This window comes from Vreelandella stevensii S18214 (assembly GCF_000275725.1).
Lineage (GTDB): Bacteria > Pseudomonadota > Gammaproteobacteria > Pseudomonadales > Halomonadaceae > Vreelandella > Vreelandella stevensii.
On the sequence record NZ_AJTS01000036.1, the window covers coordinates 146,030 to 159,740 of the forward strand.

The 13,711-nt window shown below is 64.1% G+C and carries 10 protein-coding genes; 4 read left to right on the plus strand and 6 right to left on the minus strand.

Annotated elements, in window-relative coordinates; translation table 11 throughout:
- Positions 1-73: 73 nt before the first annotated feature.
- The 6 genes from HSS18214_RS0108600 to HSS18214_RS0108625 form a co-directional block, all read right to left on the minus strand.
- On the minus strand, positions 74-940 hold the full coding sequence (locus HSS18214_RS0108600) for a DUF7281 domain-containing protein (protein ID WP_016914886.1): 867 nt from the start codon (positions 938-940) through the stop codon (positions 74-76).
- Positions 937-2,202, minus strand: coding sequence for a hypothetical protein (locus HSS18214_RS0108605; protein ID WP_016914887.1), 1,266 nt, complete (start codon positions 2,200-2,202; stop codon positions 937-939). The genes HSS18214_RS0108600 and HSS18214_RS0108605 overlap by 4 nt, the downstream gene beginning before the upstream one ends.
- Positions 2,199-2,828, minus strand: coding sequence for a condensin complex protein MksE (locus HSS18214_RS0108610; protein WP_016914888.1), 630 nt, complete (start codon positions 2,826-2,828; stop codon positions 2,199-2,201). Before HSS18214_RS0108610 ends, HSS18214_RS0108605 begins: the two co-directional genes overlap by 4 nt.
- Positions 2,825-6,484 carry an ATP-binding protein gene (locus HSS18214_RS0108615; RefSeq protein ID WP_016914889.1) on the minus strand — a complete coding sequence of 1,220 codons (3,660 nt, stop codon included), beginning with the start codon at positions 6,482-6,484 and terminating at the stop codon, positions 2,825-2,827. Before HSS18214_RS0108615 ends, HSS18214_RS0108610 begins: the two co-directional genes overlap by 4 nt.
- Before the next feature lie 103 nt (positions 6,485-6,587).
- Positions 6,588-7,610: a histone deacetylase family protein gene (locus tag HSS18214_RS0108620; RefSeq protein WP_016914890.1), complete on the minus strand. Its 1,023-nt coding sequence runs from the start codon at positions 7,608-7,610 to the stop codon at positions 6,588-6,590.
- Complete coding sequence (locus HSS18214_RS0108625; protein WP_016914891.1) at positions 7,588-8,316, minus strand: GntR family transcriptional regulator; 729 nt, start codon at positions 8,314-8,316, stop codon at positions 7,588-7,590. Before HSS18214_RS0108625 ends, HSS18214_RS0108620 begins: the two co-directional genes overlap by 23 nt.
- 216 nt (positions 8,317-8,532) lie before the next feature.
- On the opposite strand from HSS18214_RS0108625, the gene HSS18214_RS0108630 reads away from it, so the two are divergent.
- The 4 genes from HSS18214_RS0108630 (at position 8,533) to HSS18214_RS0108645 (ending at position 13,623) form a co-directional block, all read left to right on the plus strand.
- The gene (locus HSS18214_RS0108630; RefSeq protein WP_016914892.1) at positions 8,533-10,092 is read left to right on the plus strand and encodes an ABC transporter substrate-binding protein; all 1,560 of its coding nucleotides are present in this window, start codon (positions 8,533-8,535) and stop codon (positions 10,090-10,092) included.
- Between the two features lie 61 nt (positions 10,093-10,153).
- Positions 10,154-11,131, plus strand: a complete 978-nt coding sequence (locus HSS18214_RS0108635) for an ABC transporter permease (RefSeq protein WP_016914893.1) — start codon at positions 10,154-10,156, stop codon at positions 11,129-11,131.
- Entirely contained in the window at positions 11,128-11,961 is an 834-nt protein-coding gene (locus HSS18214_RS0108640) for an ABC transporter permease (RefSeq protein WP_016914894.1), read from the plus strand. The genes HSS18214_RS0108635 and HSS18214_RS0108640 overlap by 4 nt, the downstream gene beginning before the upstream one ends.
- Positions 11,962-11,970: 9 nt before the next feature.
- Complete coding sequence (locus HSS18214_RS0108645; RefSeq protein ID WP_016914895.1) at positions 11,971-13,623, plus strand: ABC transporter ATP-binding protein; 1,653 nt, start codon at positions 11,971-11,973, stop codon at positions 13,621-13,623.
- Positions 13,624-13,711: the final 88 nt, after the last annotated feature.

Below are 13,711 nucleotides of genomic sequence, written 5' to 3' on the forward strand. Positions count from 1 at the left end.
GCTCTGCCTCACCAAACCGCAAGCAAAGCACTGCACGGCTGATTCTCCCAGCCAAGAGGCAGAAACCAATCCGCTAACCAACCCCCACCGCCACCAATTCCCCCTCAAACCACTGCTGTTTGAGGCCGCGCTGTTTTTCCAGCAGTGTGAGGTAGGGCCTTAGCGGGTGTTGGGGCGGTAGGCTGACGTGGAGTTGGCGCAGGCGCCGTTGGTAGGGGAGCTGCCCGGCGGGCTGGTGCAGGGGGGTGGCGTGTTGGCTGAGCCACGCGATGTCGGGGAGCAGCAGGTGCGTGGCGCCGCTGTCCAGCGCGAGGGTCACGCCCTTGGCGTCGAAGTCGCCTGCGTAGAGGTGCGGCCTGCGGGTTTTGCGCCATACCTCGGCCAGGTGGGCGAAGCCGCCGCCGTAGTGGCTGTCGCCTCGGTAGGCGATGAGCGGCTGGGCGTAGCCGCTGAGGGCGCTGATGTTCGGGTTGAAAGCGTAGAAGCTGTCGAGGTTTTCCACTTGCACCAGCGCGCCGAAAGCCCCCAACGTGAGGTGGCGAACGTCCACGTCGCGACTGCAACGCGGCTCGTGGGAAAGCCCCGGAGTGGGCTGGGGCGGCAGGTTGAGCAGTACGCGCCAGGCGCGGGGGCCTTCGCGGGTGGCTTTGTCCTCTTCCACGCCCTCTTTGGCCTGGGCGGCGCTGCTCAGGCCGCTGAGCGAGCGGCCCAGCGGGGCGAGGTGGGCGCTGGCCAGAACGCTATCGATCTGCGCCAGCAGCTCGGTATCGAAGCGCAGGGCCTGGCTGGAAAGCCGCATGCCGAGGTCGATATCCTGCTGGCGGCACCAGGCCACCACGTCTTCCACCCACTGGCGGCGGGGCTTCTCCACCGTGGGCTGGCGGTTGAGTTCCCGGGCCACGCCGTTGAGCCCTGCCCGTGCGCGGCTGGGCAGGTTCATACCGCCACCGCCAAGGCCACATCGTGAATCAGCCGCAGGTCGTTATAGGCGCTGGCCTTGCTCTCTTCCTGATGAAGGCGAAAGGCCTGCTGCTCGCGGCGCGGCAGGCCCTGGTATTCGGCGATCACCTGAAACAGCCAGATTTCATCTGCCCACTCCAGGCCGCTCTGTTGCAGGTAGGCCAGGGCGCTGACGGATTCAGCAGGCGGCTGGTCGAGCACCGCGAGGTAGAAGCGCTCGACGTCCAGCTTGAGGGCCTGCTGGCGGGCGGCGGCCAGGCTCTCTTCGGCGAGCTGCACGGGGTTGGCCACGGCCACGTTTTGTGCGGCGTGGCGCGGGGCGGGCAAGTCATGCAGCAGCTCGGCCAGTACCCGAGTGTCCAGGGGGCGGTCCAGCGCTGGGGCAGCGGCGGGGTTGAGCGGTGCGGCGCGGTTGAACAGCGCGGGCACCTCGCTGCGCTGGGCGTAGTTGCCGGGCACGAAGCCAGGGTGTTCGCGCATGAAGGCGGCCATGCCGGTCATCAGGCGGCTGCGGGCCTGCTGCTTGCGGAAGCGGGCCATGAGTTCGATCAGCCGCCGCTGCACTTCCCGCAGGCTGGTGTAGTGGTGACTCAAGCGGTTCTGGAGCTGGCTGATGAGCAGCTTGCGCAGGCTGCCGTCGCTGCCCACCAGGGCGATCAGCTCGTCGAAGTCGATCAGCGCGAGGCCGTCAAGCAGGCGCACGATCTGCTTCTGGGCGCGGTCGTTCTCGCGGATTTTGTCGTTGAGCTGGCTGACGAAGCCGAAATCGCTGTTGAGCCGCTGCCACAGGCTGTCGATGGCGTCGGCAAAGCGGCCGTTGAGGTCGTCTACCTCCTGGCGCAGGCGCAGTAGCTGCTGCTCCTGGCGCCAGTGTTCGCCCTTGCTGCGGGCTTCCCGGTAGCTATCTACCTGGGTACGAATCAGCTCCAGGGTTTCGGCCACATCGGCATTGACGTGGCGGCGGGTTTCGTCGGCGAGCATTTCGGCAATCAGGTCGCGCACTTTGGGCGAGAGTTTGACGCCGCTCTGCTCGTCGGGCCGCCACAGCACCCGGGCGGCCAGCAGCTTGCGCAGCGCGCCGTCACTCAGGCCTTCCAGCGGTACGTCGTCGCGGGTGTAGGCCTGCATCAGCCGTTCGGCGTGCTTGCCCAGCAGTGCCAGGCGTTCCGCGCCGGTCTTGAGCAGGCGGCTCTCCAGCTCGCTCAAGCCACTGCCCGCAACGCTGCCCTCACGCCGACTCACAGCAGGGCCTCCTGCGTGCCCGTCTCCTCGTCGGCATCGATGGGCAGGTTCTCTTCGTCGCGGATGAAGCGCACCACGTCCACCAGGTAGTCCATCTTGCCGGTCACCACGAACACCTGGCGTTCACTGTGGGGCTGCATCAGGTAGCCGTGCTCTTTCAGCCGTTTGAAGATCTGCTTCACCTGGGCATCCAGCTGGTCGCTCTGGGAGCCAAAGAAGCTGTCTGTGGCCAGCCGCTCCAGGCGCTCGCGCAGGCTCTGGTTGTCTTCGCACTTGGCGCTGAACTCGGCGGGTTTGAGCACATCGCCAGGGGCGGCCAGGGCGTCGCGGCCCAGCGCTTCCTGCACCAGTTGCAGCCACTCCAGCATGGGCAGCAGGCTGTTGAGGGTGTCGGCGAGCTGGCGGGAGAGCTGCTCCCGTGCGGTGTCGTTGAGCTGCCGCCAGGCCAGGAAGTAGACGCTGGCATCCTCGTTGCTGGCCAGCCGCCGATTGAGCGGGCGCAGGTAGGCGTCGATGGCCTCGCGGGTCTCTTCGTTGGCCAGGTGGCGGTAGGCGTTGTCGTCGCTGACGGCGCAGATGAAGTCGCCTGCCAGCAGGCGTTCGAGCAGGGGGCCGTGTTCGATCATGCGCTCACCTCCTGTTGGCGCTGCTTGATTTTCTGCGCCAGCGCGCTGAGACGCGGCTCGATACGCTTGAGCTGGCGCTGTTGCTGGGCGTCCCGTTCGATGAGGTAGCGGTTGGCGAACAGCAGCAGCACGTCGGATTCCGGGTTAGGGAAGGCCCCGACGATATGGATGCGGTTGCTGTCGCAGGCATCGAACAGTTTTTCGACGTTGTGGTAGGCCAGGGTGCCGATCTCATCGATGGGCCAGTGGATGGCGATGTGCGCATCGCCCCGCAGCAGGCGGGTAAACGCCAGCAGGAACTTGCACAGAATCAGATACGCCATGCCGTGGCTGGAGGACTCCAGCAGCTGACGGTCGTTCTTGATCACCAGGTCCGTGCCGCCTTCGTTCAGGTGCAGCTCCAGGCGCAGCAGGCTTTCGAAGCTGTACTGCTGGTCGCTGCGCAGCAAATCGACCACGTCGGCCAGGGCGTTGAGGTAGTCGTCGCTGGGCAGCGTCTGGCCGGACTCCCGCCACGCCTTGTAGCGCTGGGCGAACAGTTTGAGCGGCTCCCAGAAGCCCAGCTCGTCGATGGTGGATTGAATGCGCACTTCCGCCTTGGTGATGCCTTCCAGGCGCAGGTCGTCGGCGACCTCTTCCGAAAGCCGACGGCTCTGGGCGCTGATGCGCCGGTTCAGGTCGCGAAAGACGATGAAGAACTTGTCCAGGTCGTCGCTGAGGTTGCGGCCTTCCTGAATCAGCTGCTGCTGTTGGTCTTCCAGCAGTTTGAGCATGCCGCGCAGCAGCGGCAGCAGTAGCCGGGGGCTGTCGCTGGGCAGCTTGTCGCGCTCGCTTTGCAGGGCATCGGCAAAGCCGCTGCTGGCGTCCTTGATCAGTTGGCTCTCGACGTCCAGGCAGCCTCGGCGCAGTTGCTCCAGCTGCTGGTGGCGGCTGGCCAGGGCCTGGCGGGTGCGTTCGATGCGTTCGTCCACATCGCCCAGGCTGGCTTCCAGCGGCGCGCCTTCGGCCACCAGCTCCAGGCTTTCCAGCTGGTTGAGCAGCGGCGTCAGGGCTTCCAGGGTGCCACGGGCGCTGTCGCGCTGGGCCTTCAGGCCGTTCACTGCCTGCTGATGGGCCTCTCTGGCGGCGTGGAAGGCGTTTTTCAGATGCGCTTTGTCGCGCTTGAGCTGTTGGTCGCGCTGGGTCAGCTCGGCCTCTTCCGCCACCAGTTGGGGTTTGTGCTGGCCCCACTCGATGCGCATGAAGCGCTGGTACTCGGCCAGCTCCTCCTGGCGGGCAGCGGTTTTGCGAATGCGCTCGTTCTGGGCTTCCAGGCGGGCTCGGGTGGCCTTGAGCTGGGCGGGGTCGACGCCCTGTTCGGCCAGCTCCTGGCTGAAGGCCTCTTCCAGCTCGGCGCGCTGGCGCTGGTGTTCGGCGTTGGCATCGCTGAGCTGCTGTTTGTAGGTGCGTAGCTGGGCATCGAGGCTATCGAGCTGGCTCTGGGCGTCGGCCTTGAGCTCCAGCAGTTGGCCTTGATGGGTTTCGGCCAGCTCGGCCAGGGCGTCGCGCTTCTCGTCGCGCAGCTCGGTTTGGGCCTGCTCCTGGCGGGCCAGGGCGGCTTCGATGTGGGCACGGCGGGCTTTCTGGCTTTCCGCGTGGCGGGCCTGCTGTTGGCGGCGCGCTTCCAGGGCGTACTCCACCTCCTGCTCGGCGCGCTGGTGGGCCAGGCGGGCGGTGTCCTGGGCGTCATCGGCCTGCTGTACCCGCTCGTTGTGCTGCTTGAGGGCCTTTTCAGCGGCGGTGCAGGCGGTGTGGGCTCGGGCCTTGGCGCTCTCGGCTCCCTCGATGGCGGCCAGCAGGCTGGCTTCGTCCTGAGCGTAGTCGGGCAGCGCGATGGCGGAAAGGTCCAACGCCAGGCCGAACAGGTCGTCGCTGGCGTGGTCGGCCAGTTGGGGGGCGAGGTCGCGGCGCTCCAGCAGTTCCGGGGCGATCACCTTGCCGAGCTGCTGTTCCCAGCCGGGGCGGTGGTAGCGCAGGAAGTGGCGCAGGCTGCCCTGCTCGGGGGTCTGCTGCTGATAAAGCGTGTAGCAGTGCTGCTCGGCACGCTCCCGCTGCTGACGGCACTGCACGAGATGCTGTTCGGCGGTGTCGCGCTCGCGCTTGTGGGCTTCCAGCTCGCGGCGCAGCGCTTCCAGGGTGGCCCCGGCCGCGCTGCGGGCCTGCTGGGCATCGTCCAGCCGCGCCTGGGCCAGCTCGGCCTCCTGGGCCTCTTCGCGGGTTTGGCTGGGCATGGCCAGCTGGGCCTTCAGCTCGGCCAGCTGCTCGACGCCTAGCTCCAGCTGGGCCTGATACTCGCTCTCCAGCCGCTGGCGGGCCTGCTGGTAGCGCTCGTTATGCTGCTGTTCGGTTTGCCACTGCTGCTCGCGACGCTCGGCTTTCTCCTCCACCAGCGCGTCGATCAGTTCCTGGTGCTCTTGAGTCTGGCGGGCGAGGTTTTCGGAGAGTTCGCGCAGTCGCCCATCCAGGCGTGCCTGGCTTTCCTTTACTGCGTCCTGCATCACTTGCAGGTGTTGCTGCAGCTGGTCGCGCTGTTCGCGCCACTGGGGCAGCGCGTTGATGTCCCGCTCCAGGCCGGGCATGTCGGCATCGGCGTACTGCTCGAAGCGGGTTTGCAGGTCGTTGAGGCGGTGCTGGGCGTGCTGCAGCTGGCTTGCCACTTCGCTGTGCTGGTCGTTGAGCGCATCCCGCCGTTCGCCGTAGGCCTGCTCTTCGGCCTGAAACTCCCGCTGGTGGCGGTTGAGTTCGCCTTCCAGGTCGGCGACCTGCCGCTGGGCCTGTTCGCGGTCGGCGGCCAAATGGGGTTTGAGTTGCCACAGAGTAGTGTCGAGCTCGGCCAGTTCCCGGTCGATGCCGGAGAGTTTGGCCAACGCGGCCTGCAGTGGCTCCAGGCGCATGGATTGGCGCATCTGGTGAATCCACTCACGGGCCTTGGCACTGCGAATACGAGTAACCGGTAGCTCGACGCCGTCCTCTTCGAAAATCGCCGCCAGCATGGTCTTGAGGGTGTCCATCTTGCCCTCTTTGGCGTGCACCGCCGAGACCAGCTTTTCGATATGGCGAATGCGCCGCTCGGGGTTGACCAGGCTGAACTGGGCGGCGATCTGGCGCAGCTTCAGGCCATCGCGGCTGTTGCCGTGGAGCTGGGTAAAGTCGTTCTGGATCACCGAGCGGAACTCGGAGGTGGCCCCCAGCTTGGGCGACACCGGCGTGCCGCTGCGGCGCAGCCCGCTGGCCCACTGGGTGTAGTCCAGCGCCAGCGGGCCCTGCTCGGTCTCGACCAGGTAGTCTTCCGGGCGGTAAGGCGCACCGACGAAGCGATACTCCACGCCGCCTTCCTGCTTACGGGTCAGCACCGCTTGGCACACGTTGCCCGCTTCGCGGCGGTATTCGTATACCAGGTAGCTGTTGCGATGGGGCAAATAGAACGCATCGAATTTCATGCGGGTTTTCGGCACCACCTTGTTGGGCAGCTCGCCGTAAAACACCGGCACCAGCCGCTGGAGCGTGGTTTTACCCGACGCGTTGGTGCCGCAAATATTGGTGTGGCCGTCCACACTGAGCTCGACCACGCCGTTCAGGTGGCCGTGAATCATCACGATGCGTAGCAGATGCGCCATGCCGTGTCCTTGATCGTTTAACGTCCGAAAACGCTATCTTGCCAGACACCTCCAGCGCTTGTCTTACTCTTCTCGGTGAAGCGGGTGGAATGTGGCAGTACGATCAGCGGCGCATCATCAATCCTTCAAAAAAGCTCACCGCGTTGGCTTCCAGCCCTTCCAGGTAGTAGCCGCCTTCCTGTACCACCAGGGTGGGCACGTCAAGGCTCGCGATGGTGCGTCCCAACTCGCCAAAACCTGGTGTCGATACCGCTACTTTGGCCTGAGGGTCGCGCTCATGAATATCGAACCCCAGCGCCAGCACCAGCGCATCGGGCTCGAACAGGCGAATGGCCTGGCAGGCTTGGGCCAGGCGGTCGAAAAACACCGCTTCTGCCGAGCCGTGGGGCATGGGCAGGTTGAGGTTGTAGCCCAGCCCGGCCCCTTCCCCGCGCTCCTCTTCGAAGCCGGAAACCGCCGGGTAGAAGTTGGTGGTATCGCCATGGATGGAGATATAGAGCACATCGTCGCGCTGGTAGAAGATCTCCTGTATGCCCTGACCGTGGTGCATATCCGGGTCGAGCACGACGATGCGCGGAAACCGCGCGGTGAGGTGCTGGGCAGCAATGGCGGCATTGTTGAGAAAGCAGAAACCACCGGCGGAGTCGATACCCGCATGGTGGCCCGGCGGGCGTGACAGCGCATACGCGAAGCGCTCCCCAGCCAATAACGCCTCCGCCCCGGACACGGCACTTTGCGCCGACCAGTACGCCGAGTGCCAGGTGTGCTGGCCCACGGGCGCGCTACCATCGGCCAGGTAACGTGCCGCTTCGGCCAGGATACCGCGCAGGGCGTTGGGCGATCGCACGAAGATATTGGAGATCACTTCGTCCCCCCAGTCTTCGTCCAGCGCATGCCAGCGCCGATAAGCACTTTCCAGAAAACGCAAATAGGCCAGCGAGTGCACGGCCCGTAACGGCGCGACGCCGTGGTCGATGGGAGCCTGCACATCAAACCCCAGCCGGTGCACGGCCGACAGCAGCGCCGTGGCGCGTTCGGGTACTTCCTGCGGGGCGCGCATCTTGCCCCGCGAGAAGTAGGTGCGCGGATGGTGCAGGCGCTGTTCAGCGTGAAAGAAGGTCTTCATTGGCCGGGGCTCCATTCTCGCTTTCGCTCTCACTCTCGCCCACCCCCTTCACCACGAAGTTTCTGGCCACCCCGATATGAAAATCGATGGCCTCGCGGCAGGCTTCCGGGCGGCCCGTGGCCAGGGCGTCGAGCAACTTGAAATGGCTGGTGGCGATGGTCTCGGGGGCTTCATGGGTTTTAGTGATCAGCGCAATACAGAGGCGTAATTCATGGGCCAGGTCATCGAAGGCCCGCAGCAGACGCTCGTTGCCTGCGTAGTGCAGCATCAGGCGGTGGAACGTCAGGTCTTCTTCGATGCGGCGCGTGCCGTCGTTTCCAGCGGCGGCCTCGCACAGCACGGCTACTTGCTGCTGCAAGGCCTGCTCGGCCTCGGGCGTGTAACGCTGGCACAGGCGCTGAATGGCGTGCCGCTCCATGCACAGCCGCAGGTCGAAGACATCCTCCAGTTCAACGGTATTCAACGCACGTACGAAGAAGCCCTTCCGCGGCTTCGAAATCAGCAAACCGCGGCTTTCCAGCAAGCGCGCCGCTTCACGGACCGGCGCACGGCTCACCCCCAGCGCGCGGGAAAGCTGCACTTCAGAAAGCCGTTCGCCGGGTAAAAAGTGTTGCTGAATAATTGCTTGGGTCAGGTAATCCGCCACCTGCTCGACCAGGTTGTGCTGCTGGATAACCGCCTGCGGCGCCGTTGGCAAAGGGGCCATAAAGTCTACTCGTGGTCGCCATGACATGCCTTGAGTATGACAAAAAAACCACACTTGTCGACGGACGATTGACGACTGTCGACAGTTTTACCAGCCGCTGCTATGGTCAAAAAGGGCCGCCAACAAACACCACAACCTGGCCTGAACACGTCACGCCTCGCTCGACTAACGACGACGTAAAGCTTTTACGTACCAATAAACCGAGGAGCAGGAAACATGAAAACACCTTTGGCTTTGGCACTCTCTGCCGTCACGCTTGCGCTGGGTTCCACATCCGTGCTGGCCGCAGACCCGCAATCCGGTGGAACGGTCAACACCATCATTCAACCCGAGCCGCCGGGGCTGGTACTGGGCATGATTCAGAACGCCCCCACGCGCACCGTGGCGGGCAATATCTATGAAGGCCTGCTGCGCTACACCACCGACTTGGAGCCCATGCCCCAGTTGGCCGAGTCCTGGGAGGTCAGCGACGATGGCCGGGTCTATACCTTCCATTTGCGCGATAACGTCAGCTGGCACGATGGAGAGCCCTTCACCGCCGACGACGTGGTGTTTTCTGCCGATGTTTTCCACCGTGAGTTGAACCCCAGCGCACGGGCCGTGTTACAGCATGTGGAAAGCATCGAGGCCAGCGACGACCACACGGTGGTATTTACCCTGACCGAGCCCTTCGGCCCCTTCCTGATCTCGTTCGAGGCAGGCACCTTCACCATGGTACCCAGGCACTTGTACGAAGGCACCGACTTCCGCAATAACGAGCACAATGACCACCCGATTGGCACGGGGCCGTTCAAGTTCGCCAACTGGGAGCGTGGCACGGTCATCGAGCTGGTCAGAAACGACGACTACTACGAAGAGGGCCTGCCTTACCTGGATGGGGTCAACTGGCACGTGATTCCCGATGGCGGCTCCCGGGCTGTGGCCTTCGAGAATGGCACCATCGATGTCCTGCCCAGCGGCACCGTGGAAAACTTCGATATTCCGCGCCTTTCGGCCATGGATAACGTCTGCATGACCGAGCAGGGCCATGAGTATTTCAGCCCCTTTGCCATGCTGTGGATGAACAACCGGGAAGGCCCCACCGCCGACAAGCGCTTCCGCCAGGCCGTGATGTACGCCATGGACCGCGAATTTGCCCGCGACGTGCTCTGGAATGGGCTGGGCAATGTACCGCTGTCGGCATTTGGTTCGAATGCCAGCTTCCAGTATGACGGCCTGGAGCCCTACGACCACAACCCCGAGCGCGCTCGGGAGCTGCTGGCAGAGATGGAGTACGACGGCGAAGAGATCACCATTCTGCCGCTGCCTTACGGCGAGACCTGGACCCGCTGGGCAGAAGCCGTGCAGCAGAACCTGCGTGAAGTAGGCATCAACGTCCGCACCCAGGCCACCGACGTGGGCGGCTGGAACCAGCGCCTGGGTGACTGGGATTACGACCTGGCCTTTACCTATCTTTTCCAGTACGGCGACCCTGCGCTGGGCATTTCACGTACCTATCTATCTGACAACATCGCCAAGGGCTCCCCCTGGAATAACGTTCAGGGGTATGAGAACGAGCGGGTAGATGAGCTGTTCAATGCCGCCGCCACGGCGTTTCCTGATGAGGAGCGCGAAGCCCTCTACCGTGAAGTGCAGGAAATTCTGCATGAGGATGTTCCGGTTGGCTGGCTGATGGAGCTTGGCTTCCCCACCCTTTACCGCTGTGATGTTCAGGACCTGGTGACCTCCGGGGTCGGCGTGAACGATGGCTTCAAGGATGCCTGGCTGGACCGCTAGGTAGGTGCCACCCGGGCCGCCATGGCGACCCGGGTGTTTCAGCTATGTCAGGAATATGCTCATGTTATATGCCCGCTTGATCGTCATGCGGCTGTTCAAAGCCGTGATCGTCCTGTTTTTGATCGTGATCTTCAACTTCTTCCTGATTCAGATGGCCCCCGGCGACCCGGCGGCCATTCTGGCCGGGGAAGCCGGTGCCGCCGACCAGGAATTTCTCGACCAGCTGCGCGTGCGCTTCGGCCTCGACCAGCCTATCTACGTGCAGCTATGGCGCTACGCCTCCGGCATTGCCATGCTGGATTTTGGCTACTCCTACCGGCTGGGCACGCCCGTCTTCGACCTGATCATGGCACGCTTGCCCGCCACGCTGCTGCTCACCGGCACCGCCTTTGTGCTCTCGCTGGTGCTGGGCATCATTGCCGGTTCCATGGCGGCGGCCAGAGCCAAGAAACCATCGGGCTCGCTGATCATGGCGCTGGCGCTGGTGTTCTACGCGACGCCGCTGTTCTGGGTGGCGCTGATGTCCGTGGTGGTGTTCTCGGTGTACCTGGGCTGGCTGCCTGCCTATGGGCTGTACACCGTGGGCGCTGGCCATACCGGGCTGGCCCTGGCGCTGGACGTGGCGAAACACCTGGTGCTGCCTGCCACGACCCTGGCGCTCTTTTTCATGGCGATTTACACCCGCATGACGCGCACCTCCATGCTGGATGCCGCTCAGCAGGATTATGTCAAAACGGCCCGGGCCAAGGGGCTCAAGCCGGGCGTCATCCAGCGCCGCCATGTGCTGCGCAACGCTCTGCTTCCCATCATCACGCTGGCGGGCCTGCAGGCCGGGCAAATGGTGGGCGGCGCGATCCTCACCGAAACCGTGTTCGCTTGGCCCGGCATCGGCAGGCTGATGTTCGAAGCGCTGCAACAGCGTGACTACAACCTCTTGCTGGGTATTTTCTTCTTCTCTGCGGCGCTGGTGATCGTGTTCAACATTCTCACCGATCTGGTGTATCGCCTGGCAGACCCACGCATCAAGGGGGCCTCATGAGCTTTTTTGCACGTTTCGCCCAGAACCGCGGGGCGCTGGTGGGGCTGGTTATCCTGCTGGTGATCATCGCCATGGCCCTTCTTGCCCCGCTGCTGTTTCCCGAATCGCCCTGGCGCATGGTGCAGCGCCCCTTTCTGCCGCCGTTCTCGCAGGAGGGGTTTCCCCTGGGCACCGACACCATGGGCCGCAATGTGGCGGCGGGCCTGATGCATGGCGCCTGGGTATCGCTGCTGATTGGCCTAGTGTCCACCAGCGTGGCCCTGCTGATTGGCGTGCCGCTGGGGGCCATTGCCGGGTATTACGGTGGCTGGATCGATGACGTGCTGATGCGCATCACCGAGTTTTTCCAGACCATTCCCAACTTTGCCCTGGCCATCGTGCTGGTGGCCATCATGCAGCCCAGCGTGACCTCCATCGTGCTGGCCATTGCCCTGGTGAGCTGGCCGCCCGTGGCCCGCCTGGTGCGGGCGGAGTTCATGTCGCTGCGCCACCGGGAGTACGTCGAGGCCGCTCGGCTGGTCGGCCAGTCCAATACCACCATCATCCTGCGCCAGATCCTGCCCAATACCCTCTCGCCCATCATCGTGCTGGCCTCGCTCATGGTGGCCACGGCGATTCTGCTGGAGTCGTCGCTCTCGTTTCTGGGGCTGGGCGACCCGAACGTCATGTCCTGGGGCTACATGATCGGTGCCGCGCGAACCGTGATTCGCCAGGCATGGTGGCTGAGCTTCTTCCCTGGCGTGGCCATTCTGCTGACCGTCCTGGCACTCAACCTGGTCGGTGAAGGGCTGGACGATGCGCTGAACCCCAAACTTTCCCGTGAGCGTTAGGAGCCTGCCATGAACGATGTCGTGCAACCCGCTGGCCAGGACGATGCGCCCGCCGTACTACAGATCGAAGGCTTGAGCGTGGCGTTGCCCAAAGGCGCAGACCGGCCGCTGGCGGTGGAGAATGTCAGCTATAGCGTCAACCGTGGCGAGATCATGTGCGTGGTCGGGGAGTCCGGGTCGGGCAAGTCCATGGCCGCCAACACGGTCATGGGCCTGCTGCCCAAGGGCGTTCGCCCCGTGCAGGGCAGCGTCACGTTCGAAGGCCAGAACCTGCTGGCCCTGAGCGAAAAACAGCACCGAACGCTGCGCGGCCTGAAGATCGGCATGATCTTTCAGGAGCCAATGACGGCGCTGAACCCCTTGATGCGCGTGGGCGCACAGATTGCCGAAGTGTTCGAGGCCCATGGCCAGCTCAGCCCCCGGCAGCGCCAGGCGCGGGCGCTGGAACTGCTGGTGGAAGTGGGTATCCCGCAGCCAGAGAAGGCCATCAGCGCCTACCCCTTCGAGCTTTCCGGCGGGCAGCGGCAGCGGGTGATGATTGCCATGGCGCTGGCGCTCGAACCGGTGCTGTTGATTGCCGATGAGCCCACCACAGCGCTGGATGTGACCACCCAGGCGCAGATTCTGGCGCTGATTCGTGATCTGCAACAGCGGCGTGGCATGGCCGTCATGTTCATCACCCACGATTTTGGCGTGGTGGCGGAAATCGCCAACCGTGTCTGCGTCATGCGCCATGGCCGCATCGTCGAAATCGGCAACGCCCGTGATGTGCTGGAGAACCCCCAGGATGCGTATACCCAGGCCTTGATCGCCGCCATTCCCAGTAACGCCCTTCCCCCTCACCGGGAACCTGCCACCTCGGCGCCCCTGCTGGAGATCAAGGGGCTCAACAAGGTGTTTCGTTCACGCGGGGGCTGGTTCAAGGCCACTCGGGAAGTGCGCGCGCTGGATGACGTATCGCTGACGCTGGCCAAAGGCGAGACGGTGGGTATCGTGGGCGAGTCCGGCTCGGGCAAATCGACCCTTGGCCGCTGCGTGGTGCGCCTGGAGCACCCGGATAATGGCGAGCTGCTGCTGGATGGGGTCAATTTTTCGCAGTTGAGCGGCAGCGCGCTGCGCCGCGAACGCCACCGGGTGCAGATGATTTTTCAGGACCCTTATGCGTCCTTGAACCCGCGCACCCGGGTCGGCATGGCCATCGCCCAAGGCCCCATGGCCAACGGCACGCCGAAGGCCGACGCGCTCCGCCAAGCCGGTGAGCTGTTGGAACTGGTGGGGCTGGGTGCCAGTGCCGTGACGCGTTTCCCCCATGAGTTTTCAGGCGGCCAACGCCAGCGCATCGGCATTGCCAGAGCGCTAGCCCTCAACCCTGAGCTGATCGTGGCCGATGAGGCGGTCTCTGCGCTGGACGTTTCCATTCAGGCGCAGGTGCTGGAGCTGCTGGAATCTCTGAAACAGCGGCTGTCGCTGTCACTGCTGTTCATCACCCACGACTTGCGGGTGGCCGCCCAGATTTGTGATCGTATCGTCGTCATGCAGCATGGGCGCATTGTCGAGCAAGGCAGCGCCGAGCAGATATTCCTGGCCCCCCAGGCGGCCTATACCCGCTCGCTGCTCGATGCGATTCCGGGGCGCGAAGCGCCTGCCGCCGCGTCTGCTTGAACAGCCTTTTAGGCATCACACACTGGTTCATCAGCGTTGATTTATACGTCTTTATTCACACCACTGTCTTCAAACAACTGTCTTCACA